At 73.7% G+C, this 20815-nt stretch carries 21 protein-coding genes; 7 read left to right on the top strand and 14 right to left on the bottom strand.

The features are described from left to right. The 4 genes from ACZ6ZR_RS37830 to ACZ6ZR_RS37815 form a co-directional block, all read right to left on the bottom strand. Positions 1–1223 (bottom strand): S8 family serine peptidase (locus ACZ6ZR_RS37830; protein ID WP_465650443.1); only part of this gene is annotated, 1223 nt, incomplete at its 3' end. A gap of 43 nt (positions 1224–1266) precedes the next feature. Then, a complete protein-coding gene (locus ACZ6ZR_RS37825; RefSeq protein ID WP_465650441.1) occupies positions 1267–2655 on the bottom strand; it encodes a WXG100 family type VII secretion target in 1389 nt (462 codons plus the stop codon). Positions 2656–2707: 52 nt separating this feature from the next. Then, complete coding sequence (locus ACZ6ZR_RS37820; RefSeq protein WP_465650439.1) at positions 2708–3175, bottom strand: hypothetical protein; 468 nt, start codon at positions 3173–3175, stop codon at positions 2708–2710. Between the two features lie 165 nt (positions 3176–3340). Next, complete coding sequence (locus tag ACZ6ZR_RS37815) at positions 3341–4054, bottom strand: endonuclease V (protein WP_465650437.1); 714 nt, start codon at positions 4052–4054, stop codon at positions 3341–3343. 276 nt (positions 4055–4330) lie between these two features. On the opposite strand from ACZ6ZR_RS37815, the gene ACZ6ZR_RS37810 reads away from it, so the two are divergent. Beyond that, complete coding sequence (locus ACZ6ZR_RS37810; RefSeq protein ID WP_465650435.1) at positions 4331–4582, top strand: hypothetical protein; 252 nt, start codon at positions 4331–4333, stop codon at positions 4580–4582. Between the two features lie 77 nt (positions 4583–4659). On the opposite strand, the gene ACZ6ZR_RS37805 is transcribed toward ACZ6ZR_RS37810, so the two are convergent. Together ACZ6ZR_RS37805 and ACZ6ZR_RS37800 are read right to left on the bottom strand one after the other, a co-directional pair. Beyond that, complete coding sequence (locus ACZ6ZR_RS37805) at positions 4660–5394, bottom strand: RDD family protein (RefSeq protein WP_465650433.1); 735 nt, start codon at positions 5392–5394, stop codon at positions 4660–4662. Positions 5395–5463: 69 nt separating this feature from the next. Further along, on the bottom strand, positions 5464–6675 hold the full coding sequence (locus ACZ6ZR_RS37800; RefSeq protein ID WP_465650431.1) for an RDD family protein: 1212 nt from the start codon (positions 6673–6675) through the stop codon (positions 5464–5466). Positions 6676–6902: 227 nt separating this feature from the next. Here ACZ6ZR_RS37800 and ACZ6ZR_RS37795 point away from each other — a divergent pair, with 227 nt between their 5' ends. Further along, positions 6903–7319: an SsgA family sporulation/cell division regulator gene (locus tag ACZ6ZR_RS37795; RefSeq protein ID WP_465650429.1), complete on the top strand. Its 417-nt coding sequence runs from the start codon at positions 6903–6905 to the stop codon at positions 7317–7319. A 205-nt stretch (positions 7320–7524) separates the two neighbouring features. On the opposite strand, the gene ACZ6ZR_RS37790 is transcribed toward ACZ6ZR_RS37795, so the two are convergent. The 3 genes from ACZ6ZR_RS37790 to ACZ6ZR_RS37780 all read right to left on the bottom strand — a co-directional run bounded on the left by ACZ6ZR_RS37790 (position 7525) and on the right by ACZ6ZR_RS37780 (position 11505). Then, complete coding sequence (locus tag ACZ6ZR_RS37790) at positions 7525–8910, bottom strand: glycosyltransferase 87 family protein (protein ID WP_465650427.1); 1386 nt, start codon at positions 8908–8910, stop codon at positions 7525–7527. A 157-nt stretch (positions 8911–9067) separates the two neighbouring features. After that, a complete protein-coding gene (locus ACZ6ZR_RS37785) occupies positions 9068–10642 on the bottom strand; it encodes a cellulose binding domain-containing protein (protein ID WP_465650425.1) in 1575 nt (524 codons plus the stop codon). A gap of 296 nt (positions 10643–10938) precedes the next feature. After that, the gene (locus ACZ6ZR_RS37780; protein ID WP_465650423.1) at positions 10939–11505 is read right to left on the bottom strand and encodes a hypothetical protein; all 567 of its coding nucleotides are present in this window, start codon (positions 11503–11505) and stop codon (positions 10939–10941) included. Positions 11506–11673: 168 nt separating this feature from the next. Between ACZ6ZR_RS37780 and ACZ6ZR_RS37775 the strand changes: the two genes are divergently transcribed. Together ACZ6ZR_RS37775 and ACZ6ZR_RS37770 are read left to right on the top strand one after the other, a co-directional pair. Next, the gene (locus ACZ6ZR_RS37775; RefSeq protein WP_465650421.1) at positions 11674–12390 is read left to right on the top strand and encodes a response regulator transcription factor; all 717 of its coding nucleotides are present in this window, start codon (positions 11674–11676) and stop codon (positions 12388–12390) included. Between the two features lie 56 nt (positions 12391–12446). Next, complete coding sequence (locus tag ACZ6ZR_RS37770; RefSeq protein WP_465650449.1) at positions 12447–13823, top strand: HAMP domain-containing sensor histidine kinase; 1377 nt, start codon at positions 12447–12449, stop codon at positions 13821–13823. A gap of 27 nt (positions 13824–13850) precedes the next feature. Here ACZ6ZR_RS37770 and ACZ6ZR_RS37765 read toward each other — a convergent pair whose 3' ends face one another. Then, positions 13851–14384, bottom strand: coding sequence for a VOC family protein (locus ACZ6ZR_RS37765; protein WP_465650419.1), 534 nt, complete (start codon positions 14382–14384; stop codon positions 13851–13853). 240 nt (positions 14385–14624) lie between these two features. Between ACZ6ZR_RS37765 and ACZ6ZR_RS37760 the strand changes: the two genes are divergently transcribed. Beyond that, positions 14625–15194 carry an Lrp/AsnC family transcriptional regulator gene (locus ACZ6ZR_RS37760; protein WP_465650418.1) on the top strand — a complete coding sequence of 190 codons (570 nt, stop codon included), beginning with the start codon at positions 14625–14627 and terminating at the stop codon, positions 15192–15194. Beyond that, entirely contained in the window at positions 15172–16044 is an 873-nt protein-coding gene (locus ACZ6ZR_RS37755) for an IclR family transcriptional regulator (protein ID WP_465650416.1), read from the top strand. Before ACZ6ZR_RS37760 ends, ACZ6ZR_RS37755 begins: the two co-directional genes overlap by 23 nt. A gap of 15 nt (positions 16045–16059) precedes the next feature. Here the strand turns inward: ACZ6ZR_RS37755 and ACZ6ZR_RS37750 are convergent, their stop codons facing one another. From ACZ6ZR_RS37750 to ACZ6ZR_RS37740, 3 genes are all read right to left on the bottom strand, one after another. After that, on the bottom strand, positions 16060–16839 hold the full coding sequence (locus ACZ6ZR_RS37750) for a S16 family serine protease (protein ID WP_465650447.1): 780 nt from the start codon (positions 16837–16839) through the stop codon (positions 16060–16062). Between the two features lie 110 nt (positions 16840–16949). Further along, the gene (locus ACZ6ZR_RS37745) at positions 16950–17600 is read right to left on the bottom strand and encodes an IclR family transcriptional regulator (protein WP_396297817.1); all 651 of its coding nucleotides are present in this window, start codon (positions 17598–17600) and stop codon (positions 16950–16952) included. A 364-nt stretch (positions 17601–17964) separates the two neighbouring features. Further along, positions 17965–19785 carry a DEAD/DEAH box helicase gene (locus ACZ6ZR_RS37740; protein ID WP_465650445.1) on the bottom strand — a complete coding sequence of 607 codons (1821 nt, stop codon included), beginning with the start codon at positions 19783–19785 and terminating at the stop codon, positions 17965–17967. A 339-nt stretch (positions 19786–20124) separates the two neighbouring features. Here ACZ6ZR_RS37740 and ACZ6ZR_RS37735 point away from each other — a divergent pair, with 339 nt between their 5' ends. After that, entirely contained in the window at positions 20125–20550 is a 426-nt protein-coding gene (locus ACZ6ZR_RS37735; RefSeq protein ID WP_465650414.1) for an SsgA family sporulation/cell division regulator, read from the top strand. Positions 20551–20570: 20 nt separating this feature from the next. Here ACZ6ZR_RS37735 and ACZ6ZR_RS37730 read toward each other — a convergent pair. After that, positions 20571–20815 (bottom strand): phosphatidylglycerol lysyltransferase domain-containing protein (locus ACZ6ZR_RS37730; protein WP_465650412.1); only part of this gene is annotated, 245 nt, incomplete at its 5' end.

Here is a 20815-nt window from a genome sequence, read left to right as displayed (position 1 = left end):
CCCCCACGACGGCGCGCCAACACGATCACCCCACCAACCACCACCACGGCCAACACCCCGACGATCCCCCACACGACCACGGGGATCCCGCCGTCCTCCTTCTTCTCCCCCACCGGCGTCGTCGTCTGCCCCCCGCTCGCCCCGCCGGCGGCGGGCGCGGAGGGCTTCGCAGAGTCGGCAGGGGATGCTTGAGCACCGCCCTGCGACTCCACCCGAGAGAGCAACGGGTTGTCACGCGGGCCGTTGTCGACGGCAGGGTTGGCTGCGAGGGCCTTGGAGGGCGAGGCGACCCCGTACCCGAAGTTCTCGTTCGGAACGCTCTGCCCCTGGCTCGTCACTGCCGACTTGGTCATCCGGTTGATGACCTGACCTGCTGACAGCTCCGGGTACTTCGAACGCACCAGAGCGGCGATGGCCGACACATAGGCGGTGGCAGCGGAGGTGCCGGTGCCATTGCCATAGCTGGAGGTCGACTTGCTGGTGGCGCTGTAGACCTCCACGCCCGGAGCCACCAGGGTGAGCTCGGGTCCCCGGTTCGACTTGTTCCAGACCGCGCCCTGCCGATCGACGGCTCCGACGGCCACGACCCCCGGGAATGCGGCAGGGTAGGAGACAGGTGCGCTCTGCGTGCCGAGGTTGCCGGAGCCACCCACCAGCACGACGTCCTTGCTGACCGCGTAGTCGACTGCCGCCCGGGCCTCGGCATTCAGCCTCAACCCGCCGAGGGTGACCGACATGTTGACGACCTTGGCGCCGTTGTCCACCGCGTACCGCAGAGCGTCGGCGAAGCGGGCCTCCTCGCCGGAAGGCATCGCTCCAGCCTCGTCCAGGGCAATCCTGACGGGCAGGATCTTGGCCTTCGGTGCGAGGCCGATGATGCCCGCCCCGTCACCGTGACCGTGCGCGGCGATCAAACTCGCGATGCTGGTGCCGTGGCCGAGCTTGTCCACCCTCCCGTCCGACTTCTCGCCCGAGAAGTCAGCGCCAGGCAGCACCTGACCGGTGAGGTCCTGATGATCGCCCAGGACTCCGGTGTCGATGACGGCCACCGTCACACCGGCTCCCTGGGAGGTTGGCCAGACTTCGGTGGCCGCCTTGTACCGATCGATCGCCCACTGCGCTTCGCGAATGCTGTCCGCAGCAGCTGGTCCGGTACCCACGCCCCACAGCAGGGACCCGGCAGCCAGAAGCGCCACGCCACGTCCCAGTCGGCTGATCTTCAAGCCGTGTCACTCCTGTCCTTGAGGACCGCCACCCAACGGAGGCTCAGTCCACCACGTTCGGGTTGGCCGGGCGCCCCGTTGCCCAGGTCTCCTCGTCCTCGACCAGGTAGTCCGGGCGCTTGCCCTCCTGCTTCTCCTTCTTCTTCGCCGCCTGGTTCGCTCCGGGGAAGCCGCCCTGCCCGCCTGCCCCCTGAGCAGACTGGCCACGGGCTCGTCCGAGTCCCGAACCCCCCTCGGTGAAAGCTCCCTTGGCCCCGCGCCCAGGCGCAGAACCGCCCACCACACCACCGGATCGGCCTGCCTGACGTGACCCGCCACCGACGGCACTGCCACCGACGGCACTGCCACCGGTTGAGCCTCCGGCTGCCCCGCCCGACATCCCGCCGGAACCGAACGCGCCACCACGGGCCGCCCCGGACCCACGGCCGCCGTCTCCCGAGAACGTTCCCCTGGCACCGATGCCGCTTCCGCCGGCCGTTGCCCTGAGCCCACCGTTGGAGGCCGGTCCGCCGACGGTGATGCCACCGGTGCCGCCGCCAGTACCCGACAAGCCACCAGTGCCTCCACCGTGACCACCACCGCCCGGACCACCGATCCCGCCACCACCCGGCTTGTTGATCACGCCGGTACCGTCAATGCCCGTACCGGGGCTGGTGATCACCGGGGAGTTCGGCTTGGGAGCGGGGTTGGCCGTGCCGCCCTTGATGCCCGGGTCCGTCGGCGCAGGGGTGGTGATCTTCGGAGACTTCGGAGTGCTCCCGACAGGTCCCCCGGCGCTCCTGACGCCTGTGGTGGACGAACTCCCGTAGTCCTTGCTCGCCCTGGCGCCCATACCGCCGCCCAGGAGAAGCGCACTGATGGCGGCAGAGCCCATGGAGTCGCCCGGAGACTGGACGTCCACGATGTCCTCGATCGGCGACCGTACGGTCGGGGCCTTCATGAAGGAGGTGGCAGCGCGGTACCGGGTCGCCAGGAGGTTCATGACGGCCACCGCCTGAGTCTTCTTCTCATCGGTGATCGCCGTCTTGGTGTCCTCGTCCTCGTTGCCGACCGCGGACGACGCGGTGTCACCGATCGCGTCGGCCGCCTTGGACCAGAAGCTCGGCTCCTCCGGCATGGTCCGCTTGGCCTCGTCGATCGCGCTGGACATCATCTCGAGGGTGATGGCAGCGTCGTTCGCATATGCGGCAACGGTGTTGATGCTCGCGGCAAGCTTGATCATCTTGGCGTGGAACGCGTCGCTGGTGTCGCCCTCCCACGACGTGGTGGCATCACCGCTGGACGTCGCGAGCGAGTGCTGGATCTGCTTCAAGGTGTCCGTTGCCCGACGCCACGGATCAGCGGCGGACATGACGCCCCCCGAGTCCATCGACCCCACCATCCGGCGAAGATCGGCGTGGCTGTAGTCATTGAAGTTCGTGTGTTGGCTCATGGGCGGATGCCTCCAGTCCGGTTCCGCGCGGGGGTCTTGAGTGCCGACCCGCTCACCAGGTCGCCTGAGGGTCGGCTGCGGTCACGGGAGCGGCACCGGGCACCGGAGCCTTCGGCGTCGGCACCGCGCTCGGGCGCTGAGCAGTGGTGTACGCGATGTGCGTTGCCGTGGGCGCGCTACCGACCGACCAACCGTCGGAGTTGACCTTGAGGCCCCGTACCGTCTCGGCTTCCTGCTCCTCGTAGTTGGTTGCTGTGAGGTCCGCCTTGCGCTGGGCCTCGTCCACCGCGTCCTGGAGCGCGTTCATGACGTCCCGCAGTCCGTCCCGCATGTTCTCGTACTGGTCGTGCAGCGCCTGCGCCTCGGCGAAGGTGCCGAAAGCGCTGCGCGCCACACCCGCCTGGCCGTGGGTGCGGGTGCCGTCCGCTCGTGACTGGAATTCGTCCAGTAGGCCGCGTACCTGGGTAGCGAAGGCCCGCAGGCTGTCCACCTCGACGCGGTAGCCCTTGCCCGTACTCACGACTGTCCTCCCCCGTGGAGCCAGTGCTGCGACTGGTTGTGACTCGATGTCAAGTGTTTCGTGGGCGACGGGTCCGTGGTGGCCGCCCCCTCAACCCTCATGTCTAACACATGGCGTACCCGGGCCGGAGGGCGACGTGACGGGCCGTCGGGGATTGGGACCGAATCAGTACACGGGGTGGGCGAGGGCGGTGGCGAGGGCGCGGCGGCAGAGGGAGTCGGCGCGGCGGGTGGTTTCGGGGAGGCGGTAGGTGGGGGTGAGGCGGAGGACGGTGGCGAGGGATTCGGGGAGGCCGATGCGGTGGCCGGTGGAGACGAAGACGGGTTTGACGTCGGGGCGGGTGCGGAGGGCGGCGCCGACCTGTTCGCCGGTGGTGGGGTCGAGGAGGGGGGTGGTGGCGCCGCGGGTGGGGGCGGGTGGGGTGTGGGTGAAGGTGAAGGGGGTCTTGGCGACGCCGAGGGTGGGGAGGTCGGTGAGGAGGCCGAGGTGGGTGGCGAGGCCGAGGCGGCGGGGGTGGGCGAGGCCGTAGCCGTCGCAGACCACGAGGTCGGGGCGGGTGCGGAGGGCGGCCAGGGCGTCGAGGACGGTGGGGAGTTCGCGGAAGGCGAGCAGGCCGGGGACGTAGGGGAAGGAGATCCGGCCGGTGGCGGTGGTCTCCTCGATCACGGTGAGGGTGGGGAGGGAGAGCAGGACGGCGGCGGCGACCACCAGGTCGCGTTCGTCGTCGTAGGCGACGTCCACGCCGGCGACCAGGGCGTCGGGGGCCGGTTCGGGGCCGGTGGGGTCGGTCAGCGGGCGCAGGCGCAGCTGCTCCGCGACGGCCTCCGCCTCGGTGCGCGGCCAGCCCTCGGGGGCAGTGGACGGGTGAGGCACGGGCACGGTTCCCCCGGGGGTGTTCGAGCGGTCGGATGCCACCGTATCCAGCCGAGGGCCGGGGGTGCGGACTCGCCCTGGAGGGAGAGGACCTGACGGTGCGTGGGATGGGACGGGAAAGGGACTTGTCCGGGAGCGGGGGTGGGTAGACCTTGGGTAGGTAAGGCAAGGCTTCCCCCCGCAGCTCACCCCAGCACCGCAGTACCGCAGTACCGCAGCACCGCTGCCGCCCTGCCCCTCCCTGCCCCTGCTCCCCTCCCCCGTAGCGAAGGACGGTCCGTCATGTCGCGTCCCACCCTGGCCCATCTCAGCACCGGCGTCCTGACCGTGGTGGTCGCGGCCGCCGTGCTGCTCGCCGTCTCCGGGTCGAGGGGGGTGTTCGAGATCGCGGTGCTGGTCGGGTTCGCCGTCGCGCTCGGCACCCTGACGACCGCTCTGCTGGTGACCGGGGCCGACCGGCGGCGCCGGGTCTCGGCCGCCACCGGGGCCCGGCGCGCCGCACCGGCCGCCCGGGAGTACGCCACCCACCGCTGAAGACGTACGGACGCAAGGACGCCCCGTACGGCGGGGCCGCGGGAGCGGCGGCCGTACGGGGCGCGCCCGAGGGTCCGTCAGACGGTGCTGACCACCACGGTCTTGGCCGCCTTGTCGTGGATCGCCTGGCGGTAGGGCTTGTCGAAGACGCCGAACAGGCCGTCGATCACCCACCACAGCTGGCCGCAGCAGATCAGTGCGGGCGCGGCGAAGGTGGCCGCCCGGCTCCAGGCCGCGGCGGTGGTCGGGGTGCTGCCGTCGACGAGCATCGCGACCCGGACCTTGGTCACCTTCTTGCCGACGGTCTGGCCGTCCCGGCTGAGCATGACGCCCTCGTAGATGAGGTAGAGGACGTAGGTGATCCAGAGGGCGCTGAGCCAGCCGTTGCGCGAGCCGAGGTCGGCGAACGGGGCGGCGATCACCACGGCCACCACCTGGACGATCAGGTAGTCGATCACCCGGGCGCCGATCCGCGCGCCCCAGCCGCCGAGCGGCGGCATCCCGGGCACCGATCCGGAACCCGCGTCGTACGGGCCGCCGTAGGGCGCCTGTCCGTACGGGGCTTGGCCGTACGGGGCCTGCCCGTAGCCGGGCGGCGGGGGCGGCGCCGCGCCGTAGGGCGAACCGTGGGCGCCGGGGGCTCCGTTGTACGGGCTGCCGTACGGGTCGGCGGAGGGCGGCGGCGGGGGCGGACTGCCGTACGGGTCGGCCGGCGCACCGGACGGCGTACCGGACGGCGGGGGCTGCTTGTCGAAGGAGGGCCGGTCGTCCCCCTCCGGTTCGGCTCCTGACGAGGGGTCATGGGTGCTCATGACCCGAGTAGAACATTACGGTTACTGCCGTGTTGGGATATTTGGTCCGTTTTGCCTACCGATGGGTGATCAGGACCGGGAACGGACCACCCGGGTCCGGGCCGCCCGGTCCTGCCAGCCCCGTCGGCCCTTCCGGTCCCGGACCGGCGCCAGCAGGCCGAACACCGAGAGCACCGCCGCCTGCCGCACCACCCAGCGCAGCACCGAACGCCCGAAGGACGGCGAGGAGCCGGGACGGTCGGCGTCGACCACCCTGATCCCGGCCAGCCGCTTGCCGAAGGTCTGGCCGGTCCTGGCCACGGGGAGCATCTCGTAGAGCAGCCCGGCCAGCAGCAGCAGGCCCAGCAGCGCACCGATCCGGCCGAGCACGGCGCCGTCGACCAGCCAGACCTGCACCTGGACACCGCCGTTGCTCCGGCTCGCGCGCTGGGCCTGGTCGAGCTTCTGCTCCAGGTGGACGGCCACCGAGCTGACCATCGGCACCCCGGCCGCGACGGCCACCACCAGGAGCACCAGGCTGTCGACCAGACGGGCCGTCAGACGGCGTCCGAGACCGGCCGGGACGGGCGCCGCGGGCTTGCGGGCCGCGGCCCGGCGGCGCGGAGCGGCGGGCACGGCGGCGGTGACGGCCGGGGACGGGGACGGGGACGTGACCGGCTTCCGCCGGGCCTGCGGGACGGCCGGCTCAGCCGTCGGGGCGACGGCAGCCTCGGCCCGCGCCTCCTCGGGCTCGGGCAACGGCTCCACGACGGTGGCGGGCACGGCCGGCGCCGGGGACGGGGCACCCCAGGAGATCCGCTCGGCCGGCCCGGTCTGGGCGGCCTGCCACCCGAACGGGGCCGGGTCCGGGACAGGGGTCGGCGGAGCGACGGTCTCGGCGGTGAGCGGCGCCATGACGAAGGAGGCCCCGCCCGAGGTCTCGTCGAAGTACACGGGGCCGGTCTCGTCCACCCTCGCGGGTGAGGCACCTCCCGCGAAGGCGTCGCCGAAGCCGAGCGAAGGGGCGGGCGACGGGGCGGGCGACGGTGACGGGACGACCGGGGGCGGCGGGGCGGCGGCGGCCAGGTTGGCGGGCCGGTGGGCGACGCCGCGGGGCGGTTCGAGGTGGTCTCCGGCCACCGGGGCCGGGCGGCTGGTGCCGGGCACCCAGGAGGCGCCGCCCCAGTAGCGGACGAAGCCGGGGACGGAGGGGTCCGGGTAGTAGCCCGGCAGCGGGGTGGGCGCGGATGCGGCCAGCGCCCCCGGCTCGCCCAGATGAGTCGCGAAGGGGCGTTCCGTCATGGGGTCTTCTCTCCTGGCAGCACCGTGGGTCGACGCACCGTCACCAGCCGGTCACGGTCGGACAGTCGTCGGGCAGTCACAAAGGGTAGTGCCTCGGCGCCGTCGAAGCGGGCAGTTGGTGAATCCCGGGACTTCCGCCGAATGCGTGTAAGACCTTCGCCACGTAGCGCTCTCCTCCGGTGGAGGGGTTCGAGAGCGAGCCCCGAAGACACCGAGAGGAAGCCGTCATGGAACGGTCCACGACCGTGGTCGAGCACGAGCTCGAACTCAACCTGGTGCTCTCCCCCGAGCGCAGCGTCCCCGTCCCGGCCCGGCTGTCGTACGGCAGCCACGACCCGTACGCCGTCCACATCACCTTCCACCTGGACACCGGCACGCCGGTGACCTGGGTGTTCGCCCGGGAGCTGCTGGTGGAGGGGACGTTCCGGCCGTGCGGGCAGGGTGACGTGCGGATCTGGCCGACCCGGTCCGGGCGGCGCAGCGTGCTCTGCATGGCGCTCAGCTCCCCGGCCGGGGACGCGCTGCTGGAGGCGCCGCTGCCGGCCGTGGCGGCTTGGCTGGAGCGGGCGCACCGGCTGGTGCCGCCGGGCGCCGAGCTGGCGGCGCTGGACCTCGACCACACGCTGGCGGAGCTGCTCGCGTGACGCGACCGGGCGACGGTCAGCCGTTCAACGAGGACGACGGCGTGGGGTGCGGGGCCGGTGGGACGGCGTGGGCCTGTGGGGTCCGCGCCGGGGAGCATGCGGCCGGGCGTGGGGGCCGGCCGACGCTCCGTCAGCAGCGCCCGGGAACCGCCCGGCGGGCCGGTGCGGCCCGCGGTGCCCCCGCCCGGGGTGAGGGGGTGTCAGCTCAGCGCCGAGGCGCCCCGGCACCGGCCCCGGCACCGGCGGCCGGTGCCCTGCGCTGGGTCGGCAGGCTGACCAGCGGCGCCCCGGCGTAGCGGCGGCGGGAGCGGACCCGGAGCGCGGCGGTCAGCAGGAAGCAGAGGCCGACCAGCGGATAGACCGCGGCCGGGACCTGGGCGAGCGGCGAGAGGTGCAGGTCGAGGTCGCCCTTGTGCGGGACCAGCCACATGCCGAAGGAGACGAAGGCGAGCAGCGTGGCGGCGAAGATCGGCCGCCAGCGCAGCCGCCGGACCGCCGCCGGACGGGAGCGTTCGTGCGCGGCCTCGGCGGCCAGCAGCACCAGCATCGGGACGCACCAGACCCAGTGGTGGGTCCAGCTGATCGGCGAGATCAGCACGGCCGTGACGGCGGCGCAGCAGACGCCCCAGGCCTCGGCCCGGGGTGCCCAGCGGGCGCTGCGGTAGGCCCAGGCCGCGGTGGCCAGACCCGCCACCGCGACCACGGCGCCGGCCAGGGTGGCCAGGGTGCCCGGTTCGGCGCTGTGCAGCAGGCGGGCGACGGCGCCGCGTACGGACTGGTTGTCGACGATCTCGGTCTTGCCGACCCGGGAGGAGTCGTAGAGGTACTTGGTCCAGAAGCCCCAGCTGGCGTCCGGCAGCACCACGGCGCCGAGCAGGAAGGTGCCGAGGAAGGTGAAGCCCGCCACGAAGGCGGCCCGGATCCGGCCGGTGATCAGCAGGTAGACCGCGAACAGGCCGGGGGTGAGCTTGATCCCGGCGGCGATGCCGATCGCCAGGCCCTTGGAGCGCTTGCCGTCCGGCCGGGTGAGGTCCCAGAGGATCAGGCAGGCCAGGGCGAGGTTGATCTGGCCGTAGCGCAGGGTGGTGAAGACCGGCTCCAGCCAGACGCCGAGCCCGGCCACCAGCACCACGCCGACCGGGCGCAGCTCCTTGCGCGGCCAGCCGACCAGCTTGAAGGAGAGGTGGGCCAGCAGGCCGAGCAGCGCGACGTTCCCGAGGGTGATCGCCACCCGCAGGAACGGGACGCCGAACCAGGTGGTCGGCACGAAGAGCATCGCGGCGAACGGCGGATAGGTGGCCGGCAGGTTCCACTCCGTCACCCGCAGGGCGTAGAGGTCGGTGCCGTCGGCCACGGCGGCGCCCTCGGCCCGGTAGACGATCATGTCCACCATCGAGGTGCCGACGAAGTGCCGCAGCACCGCGTAGACCAGCAGGGAGAACACGGCGACCAACGAGGCCGTCACCATGAGCCGCCTGGGTGCCTCCTGGACCGCCTCCCGCACGGCCTGCGGGGCGGCCCGGAGAGCACGGGCGGGCGACGGGGAAGGCACCCGTTCCGGGGCCTTGCGCTGTTCCTGCGCCGTTGTCACGTTCCGCTCCGTCCGCCGGTCGACCAGTTTGCGACCTTACCCGACGGTTCGCGGGGGCGGCCCGGCGAGCGGCCGGGGGCGGGCGGCCGGGGGCGGGCGGCCGGGGCTCCTGGCCCCCCGTGGGTCAGGAGCCCCGGGCCGCTCGCCGGACGGACCGTCAGCCGGTGTAGGCGCCGAGGGCCCGGGTGAAGTCCAGCGGCTGCTGGGCGATGCTGCTGCAGCTCGCGTCGGCCGCCTGCTTCGGGCCGCCCGGGCAGGCCTTGTCGCGGGTGCCGGACCACATCGACAGCCAGGCCAGGTGCTTGGTCCTGGCGAACTCGGCCAGCTCGGTGGCGTCGGCCACCGTGAAGACCTCGGTGGTGACGTCGTTCACACCGATCATCGGGGTGACCGCGACCTTGGCCCAGGCCGCCGCGTCGGCCAGGCCGAGCACCGACTTCAGCTGGGCCTGGGTCGCGGTGGCGGCGTCGATCGCGTACTTGCCCATCCGGCCCTGCGGGTTCGGGGCCGCCCCGGCGCCGTAGTCCATCGCCATCACGTTCACCGCGCCGATCGCCACCCCGGCGGCCTTGGCGTCGGCGACCAGGTTCACGCCGTCCTGGGTGAGGCCGCTGGGCAGCACCGGGAGGGTGAAGGAGACGTCCAGCGGGCGGCCCTTGGCGGCGGCGTTCTTCTGCAGCTGGGCGATGGCCTGGGCGCGGCGGGTGTTGGCGGCGGTGTCGCCGAGGGCGCCGCCCTCCACGTCGAAGTCGACCTTGGTGAGGGCGTAGGCGTCCACGGCCTTCTGGTAGGCGGCGGCGAGCTCGGCCACCGAGGTGCAGGCGGTGGCGAGCTCGCTGCCGTTGGCGCCGCCGAAGGAGGCCCGGATGTCGCCGCCGAGCGCGCGCAGGGCGCCGATCTGGGCCGCCACCGGGTCGGCGGTGAGGTCGCTGACGCCGCCCCACTTCGGGGTGCAGCCGCCTCCGGAGACGACGAAGGCGAGGTTGAAGTTCTTCACGCCGCCGGCCTTGGCGGTGGCCGCCAGGTCGAAGGGGGGCCAGAGGGAGGTGTCGACGTAGGGCGAGAAGTGAGCCGTCGTCACGGGCGGGGTGGTGGGGGTCGTCGTCGGGGTCGGCTTCGGCGAGGTGGTCGGCGAGGCGGAGGCGGTCGGAGTCGGAGTCGGAGTCGGGGTCGGCTTCGGCGAGACGGAGGCGGTCGGGGTCTGAGTGGGCGTCACGGTCGGGGATGCGGAGGCCGAGGCGGAGGCGGTCGGGCGGCCGGAGGGGCTGGGCGGCGGGGTCGAACCGCCCTTGCACGGGGAGTCGTTGACGGTGCAGTTGGCCGGCTCGGCCTGGGCGGTGCCGCTGCCCTGGACCACGAAGCCGACCTCGACGGTCTTCCCCGGCTCGATCCGCCGGTTCCAGGCCTGCGCCTTCACGGTGACGTGGCGGCCGCTGGCGCTGAAGGTGGCGTTCCAGAGCGAGTCGATCCGGGCCCCGTCGGGGAGGTCGAAGCCGAGCGTCCAGTCGTCGATCGCCTCGCTGCCCGGGTTGGTCACCAGGTACTGGCCGGTGTAGCCGGCGTCCCAGGTGCTGGTGCGGCTGTAGACCGCGCCGAGGCTGGCCGCACCGGCCGAGGAGGCGAAGGTGACGGCGGCTCCGGCGGCGAGCACGGCGGCCAGGGCGGCGGCGACGGCCATCGGCCCCTTCCGGCTGCGGCGGCGGTGTCCCGAACGGCGGGTGGGCTGGCTCATCTGCTCGCTACCTCCGGCGTCACCGGAGACCCCTCGCCCCCGGACCAGCCAGACGCTAGCCCGGCCGGACCACCCGGAAGCCGCCCCTCAGCCAGCCGAACGCCTCTCTTATGGAGGCGTTAAGGAACGTGTCGAGAGCGCCGCGTAGGCAGGTGGCCCGGCAGGGCAGCGACCCAGGGGCGCGCGGCTCTGCTGACTTGCGGCTCCGCCGCGCGGGCGCGATTCCGGAAGGCGGACCAGCGCAGGATCGGGGCAAGCGAGCCAGTTGCACGTGCTGCCGTTCCCCCGCAGGGGACTCAGCGGACGACGGTCTGGACGTCCGGGTGGTGGCCGTTCCAGGTGGCGAAGACCGAGTTGGTGGCGCCGTCCTTGGTGAAGTCGACGCGGAGCCACATGTCGCCCTGCCAGATCTGCATCTGCCAGTCCTGGTCCGGGGTGGCGGAGACCAGTTCGGCGGTGGTGGGCTGCATGTCGAGGGCGACCCGGCCGCCGGGGACGCGGTAGCTCTTGACCGAGGAGACCGCGGTCGGGCCGTCGGGGGCCGCCGGGGTGGCGGCGGTGCTGGGGGCGGCGGGCTTCTTGGCCGGGGTGCGGCTGGGGGCCGGGGTGGCGGGGGCGAGCGGGGCCGGGGTGGTCGCGGCGGGGGTCGGCGAGGCGGCCGGGGCGGGGTCACCGGCCGTGGTGGCGGGAGGAGTTGACGGGGCGTCGGTGGCGGGGTGGGCGGCCGAGCTGGGGAGCTGGAGGGCGGAGGGCTGTTCGAAGGCGGTCTCCGCCAGCACCGCGTGCACGCCGAACCAGGACAGCGCCACCGCCGCCCCGGTGGCAGCCGTCCAGGCGCCGAGTTGTACGAGTCCGTTCCGCATCTCGTCCACATCCTGCCGTACCGCCGGGACCGGCTGGCGTGCAGGTCAGGGAATCGGCAGGGAAGTTGCACAAATGACACCGAGGTGGCAGGGAGCGGCTGCGGAGGGTTCCTGCCAGACCCACCGAGGTACAGACCACTGGGTCCGGATGGCGTAGCCTGCGGGCCCATGGCAACAGTGCTCGTGGTCGAGGACGACCCCTTCGTACGCTCCGCCCTGATCCGGCACCTGGCCGAGTCCGGCCACGCCGTCAGGAGCGTCGGCACCGCGCTGGAGGCGCTCCGCGAGGTGGCCCAGGTCGGCTGCGACCTGGTGATCCTCGACCTGGGGCTGCCGGATCTGGACGGCGGCGAGGCGCTGAAGATGATCCGCGGGCTGACCGACGTCCCGGTGATCATCTCCACCGCCCGGGACGACGAGGCGGAGATCGTCCGGCTGCTCAACGACGGCGCCGACGACTACCTGGTGAAACCTTTCTCCGTCGAGCACCTGACGGCCCGGATGGCGGCGGTGCTGCGCCGCTTCGGCAGCGGCAGCGCACCGGCCGGGCGGGTGCTGCGGGTCGGCGGGCTGGCGATCGACGTGCAGCGCCGGCAGGCCCTGCTGGACGCCCGGCCGCTGGACCTGACGCGGCGTGAGTTCGACCTGCTGGCCTTCCTGGCGGCCCGGCCCGGGGTGGTGGTGCCGCGCAAGGAGATCCTGGCCGAGGTCTGGCGGCAGACCTACGGCGGGGACCAGACCATCGACGTGCACCTGTCCTGGCTGCGCCGCAAGCTCGGCGAGACCGCCTCCAAGCCGCGCTACCTGCACACCGTCCGCGGCGTCGGGGTCCGTCTGGAGGCCCCCGCCGGCGCCCCGGTGGCGGAAGGCGGGGAAGCGACGTGAGGCGGCGCGACCGGGCCGGCGGGGGCGGCGGCGGGGGCGGGGGCGGCGGCCACTCGCTGCGCTGGGCACTGGTCAGGGCAGCGGTGGCCGGGACCACCATGGTCGCGCTGGCCTTCCTGATCCCGCTGGGCCTGATGGTCCAGCAGACCGCCCGGGACCGCGCCTTCACCGCCGCCGAGCGGCAGGCCGCCGCGCTCGGCCCGGCACTGGCCATCACCACCGAACAGGACGCCATCGCACGGGCGTTGGCCTCCACCGACTCGGCCACCCAGGAGCGGGTCGCGGTGCACCTGCCGGTCACCGGCTTCGGCCCCGGCGAGGTGGTCGGCCACGGCCGGGCCTCGCAGGCCTCGGTGGCGGAGGCGGCCGGCCAGGGCCGCTCCGGGCAGGGCCGGTCGTTCGTGGCGGCCGCGCCCGGCGGCTTCGTCCTGCTCAAGTCGGTTGCGGTGAGCGGCAGTCGGGTCGCGGTGGTCGAGGTGTTCGTGGCCGAGGAGGAGCTCGGCCACGGGGTGGTCACCGCCTGGCTGGTGCTCTCGGGCGTGGCGGTCGGCCTGGTGGCCATCTCGGTGCTGGTGGCGGACCGGATGGGGTCACGGATCGTCGGCTCCTCCCGCCGGCTGGCGACCGCCGCCCGTTCGCTGGGGAGCGGCAACCTGGCGGTCCGGGTGCCGGTGGACGGCCGGGAGTCCGAGGGCCTGCCGAACGAACTGCGGGAGGCCGCCCGCGCGTTCAACGCGATGGCCGACCGGGTGGTCCATCTGCTGGCCGCCGAACGGGAGTTGGCCGCCGACCTGTCGCACCGGCTGCGCACCCCGCTGACCGTGCTCCGGCTGAACACCGCGTCGCTGGGCAGCGGCGACGCGGCGGACGCGGCCCGGCACGCGGTGGCCCAGCTGGAGCGCGAGGTGGACCAGATCATCCGGGCCGCCCGGCGCTCGCCCGAGGACGTGCCGCAGGTGGCGATCGGCTGCGACGCGGCCGAGGTGATCCGCGAGCGGGTCGGCTTCTGGTCCGCGCTGGCCGAGGACGAGGGACGCCGCTGGCAGCTGGCCGGGGCGGAGGGCGCCGCACCGGTGCCGGTTCAGCGCGGGGACCTGGCCGCGGCGGTGGACGCGCTGCTCGGCAACGTCTTCCGGCACACTCCGATGGGCACCGCCTTCTCGGTGGACGTGCTGGTCACCGAGGGCTCGGTGATCGTGCTGGTCGGCGACGCCGGGGCCGGCTTCGCCGACCCGGAGGCGGCGCTGCGCCGCGGCGGCGGCGAAGGCGGCGAGGGCTCGACCGGGCTCGGCCTGGACATCGTCCGCAAACTGGCCGAGACCACCGGGGGCGACCTGGCGCTGGGCCGCTCGGCCGGCCTCGGCGGGGCCGAGCTGCGGCTGCGCCTGGAGACCAGGCCGACCCTCCCCCGCCCCGCCCGCCGCCGCCGCTGACCTGGCGCGAAGGAGCCCGGCCACCCGCTACACCGTCAGGCAGTCCGGCGGGGCCGGGCGGTAGCCCGGCAGGTACGGGCCCGGGTAGGCGGTGCGGTCGGCCAGCAGGTGGCGGGCCGGGCCGGGGGTGCCGAGCACGGCGAGGACGGCGGTGCCGTAGTGGTCGCCGAGCTCGAACGGCTCGGTGACCGAGCGGGCGCCGCGGTCCACCGCGTAGTCGTACGCGGCGTACGCGTCCGGCACCTCGATCACCAGGTCCAGCAGGGCGTCCCCGTGCCGCTCGACGTGCTCGGCGAGCCGCCGGGCGTGCGAACTCACCGGCGCCAGCGCGGAGCTGACGACCAGCCGGGTCGGCCCGGACTCCAGCACGTACGAGAGCACCGAACGGCAGCCGGTGGCCGGGCCTGCCCAGGCGGTGCAGCGCATGGCGAGCGAGACGGCGTAGTAGCGGGCGGTGCGGCGGGCGTCCCGGACGGCGTAGACGGCATCGGTGCGCAGCGCCGGGAGCGGTCCGGACCCGTCCGGGTGGAGGACGGGCGGTGTGGTGGAGACGTCGGTCAACGAGTACCTCCCCGGTGGAGCCTGTCCGACGACGGCCCAGGCCCCGCGGCCCGGTGTGGGGGCCCGTTCCGCGGGGCGGTGCAGGGAGCGTCCCGTCCGCACCGGCGTTACGCAACCGGTGCTCCCGGTCCTGGGCAAGCTGCCCCCCCGGGCCGGAGAATGGCGGTCACCGCTGGACAGATTGCCCACCCCCCACGGGCACCGCCCCACCACCCCCACATCCCGGACGGAGCAGCAGCCGTGCAGACGCCGAACGACGCCATCGACCAGCTCGACGGCAAGCTGATCAGGCTCCTCAGCGAGGAGCCGAGGATCGGCGTGCTGGAGTGCTCCCGCCGCCTCCAGGTGGCCCGCGGCACCGTGCAGGCCCGGCTGGACCGGCTGCAGTCCCGGGGTGTGATCGGCGGCTTCGGCCCGCAGGTGGACCCGGCCGCGATCGGCTACCCGGTGACGGCCTTCGCCACCCTGGAGATCTCCCAGGGCCAGGGGGTGGACGTGCGGGCGCACCTGACCTCGGTCCCGGAGGTGCTGGAGCTCCACACCATCACCGGGCAGGGGGACATGCTGGTGCGGATCGTGGCCCGGTCCAACGCCGACCTCCAGCGGGTGATCGACCGGGTGGTGGGCTTCGACGGGATCGTCCGGGCCTCCACCGCCATCGCGCTGGAGAACCCGGTGCCGTTCCGGGTGCTGCCGCTGGTGGACCAAGCGGCCCGCGAGCAGAGCGCGCGGGAGCAGAGCGCGCGCGAGCAGGCCGCCCGGGACCAGGCGAGTCAAGATCGACTCCATGACACCCGCACCGGCGCCTGACCGCGCCCTCTCTGACCGCTCGTCACCTGATGGTGCGCCATCTGACCGCCCGTCATCCACGCGCCCGCCCGAGCGCCCGCCGTCCGAGCGCCCGTCGCCCGGCCGGCAGCCGACGACCCTGATCGCCTCCGCGCAGCGCGCGCTGCGCCTGCTGGAGGCGGCGGCCCGCTACCCGCGCGGCGCCACCGCCAAGCAGCTGGCCCGGGACACCGGGCTGGCGCTGGGCACCGCGTACCACCTGCTCCGCACCCTGGTGCACGACCGCTACCTGGAGCGGCTGGAGGGCCGGTACCTGACCGGCCCGGCGGTGGCCGGGCTCTGCCGGGAGGAGGGCCCCGCGGCCGGGCGCCGGCGGCTGGAGCGGCTGCTCCGCCGGCTGAGCGACGAGCTCGGCGCGGCCGTCTACCTCTCCCGCCACCTGCGCGGCGAGATGGTGCTGGTCGGCTCGCACGCCGCGCCGGGGGCACCGACCGTGGACCTCGCGGGGTTCGGCGCGGGCGCGCACGCCACCTCGGCGGGCAAGACCCTGCTGGCGCTGATGTCGGCCGAGGAGCGGCGGGCCCACCTGGCCCGCTACCCGATGGTGCCGTTCACCCCGTACACGCTGCGCGACCCGTCCCGGCTGCCGCTGCTGCCCCGTCAGGGTCCGCAGCGGGCGGCGCCGATCACCCAGTACCAGGAGTTCGCCCTGGGCACCGCCGCGGCGGCCGTGCCGATCGTGGCGGGGAGCGGGCTGGCCGCCGTCTCGGTCAGTCTGCCGATGGCCCAGGCGCACCGGTTACCGCAGATCGCGGCCCAGCTGCGGAGCAGGCTGACCGACGACCTCGCGGCGGTGGCCTTCGGGCTCTGACGCCGGCACCGGGGCTCAGCAGGAGGGGACCGCGCCGCCCTCGTTCAGCGCGGTGAGCGCGGCGACGGATCCGGCCAGGGTCTCCACCGGCACCAGCCGCAGCCCGGCCGGCAGGTTCACCTTGGCCTCGGAGCACTCGCTCCTCGGGACCAGGAAGACGGTCGCCCCGTCCCGGGCGGCGGCCTGGGTCTTCAGCGGCACCCCGCCGACCGCGCCGACGTTGCCCTGGTCGTCGATGGTCCCGGTGCCGGCGATCACGCGGCCGCCGGTCAGGTCGCCGCCCTTGCCGTCACCGGCCAGCTTGTCGACGATGCCGAGCGCGAGCAGCTGCCCCGCGCTCGGCCCGCCGACCGCACCGAGGTCGACCTTGACCTTGACCTGGGCGGGCGAGAGCTTGAGGTAGTTCAGGGCGGCGACGGTGGCGCTGTCCTGGGAGTCCGTCATCTGTTCGGCCGTCACCTGCTCGGCCTTCTCCGGGTCCTTCTCCGGGTAGACCGCCTCGGAGGGCAGCAGGGCCTCGTCCGGGTCGATCCAGGCGCTCAGCGCCTCGGTCAGGCTGAGCCGCTCGCCGGGGTTGGTGGCCGAGATGGTCACCATCCGCAGCTGCCCGCCGGTGGCCCGCACCGGCGCCCCGGTGACGGTGAGCACCGGCCGGTCCTGGTACGAGCCGAGCACGTCGGCGGTGTCCCCGGGCATGGTGAGCGTGTACGGCAGCGGCACGAAGGCCGCCGTCCCGAACAGCGCCGCGACCAGTACCCCGCACAGGGTCAGCGCGCGGGCCCGGGGGCCGGGCAGCCGGCGGGCGCGCGGGGCCGGGGACGGGTTCTGGTCGGGCACACCGAGATCGGACACACCGTGATCGTACGGGGTCCCCCGCCGTGCGGGGCTCACCGCCGGGGCCCGGCTCAGCGCAGGGCGTCGGCCACCTCGGTGGCGGCCTCCACCACGCGCGGACCGACCCGCTCGGGGACCAGGCCGTTGAGCATCACCACGCCGACGCTGCCCTCGATGCCGCTCAGGCCGATCAGCGCGGCGGCCGCCCCGCTGGCGCCGGACTGCTCCTCCGCGCGGGTGATCACGAAGCCCTGCTCGGGGCGGCGCTGGCCGGGGAAGTTACGGGCCTCCAGGATGGCCCGGCCGGCCGCGCTCTCGTCCAGCGGGTGGCGCAGGCCGGTGCGGTAGGCCACGTGGAAGTCGGTCCAGCTGGGCTCGACCACGGCCACCGCGAGCGCCTCCGCACCGTCGACCAGGGTCAGGTGCGCGGTGGCGCCGAGGTCCTCGGCCAGGCTGCGCAGCGCGGGCAGCGCGGCCTCGCGCAGCAGCGGGTGGACCCGGTGCGCGAGCCGGAGCACGCCGAGGCCGACCCGGGCCCGGCCGCCGATGTCGCGGCGGACCAGTCCGTGCTGCTCCAGGGTGGCCAGCAGGCGGTAGACGACGGTCCGGTTGACGGCCAGCCGGGCCGCCAACTCGGTCACGGTCAGGCCGCGTTCGGAGTCGGCGAGCAGCTTGAGGACCCGGACACCGCGGTCCAGGGTCTGGGAAGTCTCGGCAGTCACGACGCGCATTCCTTTCTGCGGCGGTCTCCGGGCTCCGGGCAGGGGAAACCGAAACCGTAGACCGGGGTGTCGCGCGCAGGTGGGGGGTTTCCGCGCTGAAGCCGTGCGTCGGCGCCGTCGACGAGCGCACAGCCTTGCGGTGCGCCCGTCCCGACCGTGGGTGGTCGTTCGAGAGAGCGTGGGGAGAAAGTAGTGAACGGAGGGTGCGCTGCGAAAGCCCTTGTCCAAAATTCGGTCAACATCCGTTATCGAACGCGCGCCAAAAGGGGACATTCAGCCCATTTTCCGGGCCTAAATGGCTCGTACGTTCGAGGGAATTCCGGAGTCCGGACACCAGCCGTGCACGGACTCCGGACCGGGGCCGTCAGTTGGCCCACTCCTTGACCTTCGCGATCCGGGCCTTCAGCTGGTTGGCGGTGGCCTGCGCGGTGAGCGGGCCACCGCACTGGCGGCGCAGCTCGTTGTGGATGGTGCCGTGCGGCTGGTTGGTCCGGTGGTGCCAGGCGGCGACCAGGCCGTTCAGCTCCTTGCGCAGGTCGCGCAGCTCCTGATGGGTCACCACCGGACGCTGCTCGGCCGGGAGTTCGAGCAGGTCGGCCTCCTCGGCCGGCTTGCCCTTGGAGCGCTGGATCTGCCGGGTCTGGCGCTTCTGCAGCAGCATCTGCACCTGGTCCGGCTCCAGCAGGCCCGGGATGCCGAGGTAGTCCTCCTCCTCCTCGCTGCCCGGGTGCGCCTGCATCCCGAACTCCATGGAGTTGTAGAGCACCCGGTCGAAGACCGCGTCCGAGCCGATCGCCTCGTAGCTGAAATCGTCGCCGCCCGCGCCGTCCGGGCCGTCGTCGGCCCGCTCGGCCTCGGCGAGCAGCCGGTCCTCCTCGTCGAAGAGGCCCTCGCCCTCCTTCTTCGGCCGGTCCAGCACGTGGTCGCGCTGGAGCTCCATCTCGTTGGCGAAGCCGAGCAGGGTGGGCACGGTGGGCAGGAAGACCGAGGCGGTCTCGCCGCGCTTGCGGGCACGCACGAAACGGCCGACGGCCTGGGCGAAGAACAGCGGGGTGGAGATCGAGGTGGCGTACACCCCGACGCAGAGCCGGGGGACGTCGACGCCCTCGGACACCATCCGGACCGCGACCATCCAGCGCGAGGTGCCGGCCGCGTAGTCGGAGATCCGCTGGGAGGCCTCGGTCTCGTCCGAGAGCACCAGGGTGACCTTCTCGCCGCTGATCTCGCGGAGGATCTTGGCGTAGGCGCGGGCCACGTTCTGGTCGGTGGCGATCACCAGGCCGCCGGCGTCCGGGATGGCCTTGCGGACCTCGGTGAGGCGCTTGTCGGCGGCCTGCAGCACGCTCGGGATCCACTCGCCCTGCGGGGCCAGCGCGGTCCGCCAGGCCTGGGCGATCAGGTCCTTGGTCATCGGCTCGCCGAGCCGGGCCTCCAGCTCGTCGCCGGACTTGGTCCGCCAGCGCATGTTCCCGCTGTAGGAGAGGAAGATCACCGGGCGGACCACGTGGTCGGCCAGCGCGTGCCCGTAGCCGTAGGTGTAGTCGGCCACCGACTTGCGCAGGCCGTCGGTGTCCACCCCGTACTGGACGAAGGGGATCGGGTTGGTGTCGGAGCGGAACGGCGTACCGGTCAGCGCGAGCCGCCGGGTGGCCGGCTCGAAGGCCTCGAAGCAGGCCTCGCCCCAGGACTTGGAGTCACCGGCGTGGTGGATCTCGTCCATGACGACCAGGGTCTTGCGGGCCTCGGTCCGGTTGCGGTGCAGCATCGGGTTGACGCCCACGCCCGCGTAGGTGACCACGATGCCGTGGTACTCCTTCGACAGCGGGCCGGAGGAGTAGGCCGGGTCGAGCTTGATCCCTATCCGGGCGGCCGCCTCCGCCCACTGCTTCTTCAGGTGCTCGGTGGGCGCGACCACGGTGATCTGCTGGATCAGGTGGTTGTGCAGCAGGTACGCGGCCAGGGTCAGGGCGAAGGTGGTCTTCCCGGCGCCCGGGGTGGCGACCGCGAGGAAGTCCCGCGGCTGCTTCTCGACGTACTTGTCCAGCGCACCCTGCTGCCAGGCCCGGAGCTTGCCCGCGGTGCCGTAGGCGGCACGGCTCGGGAAGGCCGGGGACAGGTGGTGCGAGCCCGCGTGGGCCGCCCGGGCCGGCTGGTGCGACTGGGCGTCCGAGAAGAGCGGGGTCATGGCGGAGCTGGCGGCAGTACTCACGGTCTCCGAGGGGGGATCGTCGCAGGTCAGGGCCGGTGTGGCAGGCCCGATCCACGGTGGGACGGCGGTCGGACAACCCGCCTAGCCTACCGGGGCCGGGCCGGGAGGGCGGCCCGACACGGGGGCCGCCCGGGTGCCCCCGGGGCCCTGGTCAGCGGCTTCCGCGGGCCCCTTCCGGGGCCCCGCGCGGGGCCTGCGACTGTGACGCGGATCACCCGTTTCCGCCACCGGAGTCGCGTAAGCCCCGGGCGTCCCACCGCTCTCACCGGTGTGGCCCCGACCGGCGGGCTGCACGCACCGCCACCGGGAGGCACCATGTCCGTCGTCGAGCAGGCCGTCCAGGCCCACCTCATCGTCAGCGCGCACCGCTCGGTCCCGCTCCGGGCCACCCTGCGCTACCTGACCGGCGACCCGCTGGCGGTGCGGATGGGCTTCCCCGCCGAGTTCGCCCTGGACGGGGAGCCCGTCCCGGACGGCGTCCCGGAGATCACCTGGGTGTTCGCCCGCGAGCTGCTCGCGGGCGGGGTGGACCGGCCCTGCGGCCGGGGCGACGTGCACGTCCGCCCGTCCTCCGCCCGGCACACCGTGGTCGAACTGCGCTCCCCCGAGGGCACCGCGCTGGTCCGCTTCGCCACACCGGAGCTGCGCCGCTTCCTCTGGCGCAGCCACGCCCTGGTGGCGGCCGGCCAGGAGCACCTCCACCTGGACGCCGACCGGGCGCTGGCCGAGCTGCTCGGCTGAGCCGCTCGGCTGAGGGCCCGTCAGGAGGAGAGCTTGCGCATCAGCCGCACCCCCTGAGCGGGCGTCAGGTGCGGCAGGTACGCCTTGCCGATCGCCCGGCTGATGCTGGCCAGCGCCGCCGGGTCCGGGTACGCCATGTACATCGGGCGGTACTCGGGCTGGAACTTCGCCTTGAACGCCAGCAGCGAGCGGAAGCCGTACACCGGCTCCATCGACCGGCCCAGCCAGTCCATCAGCCGGTCCAGCGCGGTCGGCCGGCCGCCCC

The organism is Kitasatospora sp. NPDC088742 (assembly GCF_055584905.1).
The sequence above is the reverse complement of the archived record's forward strand: the minus strand, read 5'-3'. Positions and strand labels throughout refer to the sequence as shown.

Excerpts from the sequence above, each read along its gene's own strand:
- ACZ6ZR_RS37800 (WP_465650431.1), bottom strand. The coding sequence starts at position 6,675 with ATGACGGAACGCCCCTTCGCGACTCATCTGGGCGAGCCGGGGGCGCTG.
- ACZ6ZR_RS37805 (WP_465650433.1), bottom strand. The coding sequence starts at position 5,394 with ATGAGCACCCATGACCCCTCGTCAGGAGCCGAACCGGAGGGGGACGAC.
- ACZ6ZR_RS37755 (WP_465650416.1), top strand. The coding sequence starts at position 15,172 with ATGACACCCGCACCGGCGCCTGACCGCGCCCTCTCTGACCGCTCGTCA.
- ACZ6ZR_RS37825 (WP_465650441.1), bottom strand. The coding sequence starts at position 2,655 with ATGAGCCAACACACGAACTTCAATGACTACAGCCACGCCGATCTTCGC.
- ACZ6ZR_RS37775 (WP_465650421.1), top strand. The coding sequence starts at position 11,674 with ATGGCAACAGTGCTCGTGGTCGAGGACGACCCCTTCGTACGCTCCGCC.
- ACZ6ZR_RS37735 (WP_465650414.1), top strand. The coding sequence starts at position 20,125 with ATGTCCGTCGTCGAGCAGGCCGTCCAGGCCCACCTCATCGTCAGCGCG.
- ACZ6ZR_RS37740 (WP_465650445.1), bottom strand. The coding sequence starts at position 19,785 with ATGACCCCGCTCTTCTCGGACGCCCAGTCGCACCAGCCGGCCCGGGCG.
- ACZ6ZR_RS37785 (WP_465650425.1), bottom strand. The coding sequence starts at position 10,642 with ATGAGCCAGCCCACCCGCCGTTCGGGACACCGCCGCCGCAGCCGGAAG.
- ACZ6ZR_RS37795 (WP_465650429.1), top strand. The coding sequence starts at position 6,903 with ATGGAACGGTCCACGACCGTGGTCGAGCACGAGCTCGAACTCAACCTG.
- ACZ6ZR_RS37780 (WP_465650423.1), bottom strand. The coding sequence starts at position 11,505 with ATGCGGAACGGACTCGTACAACTCGGCGCCTGGACGGCTGCCACCGGG.
- ACZ6ZR_RS37810 (WP_465650435.1), top strand. The coding sequence starts at position 4,331 with ATGTCGCGTCCCACCCTGGCCCATCTCAGCACCGGCGTCCTGACCGTG.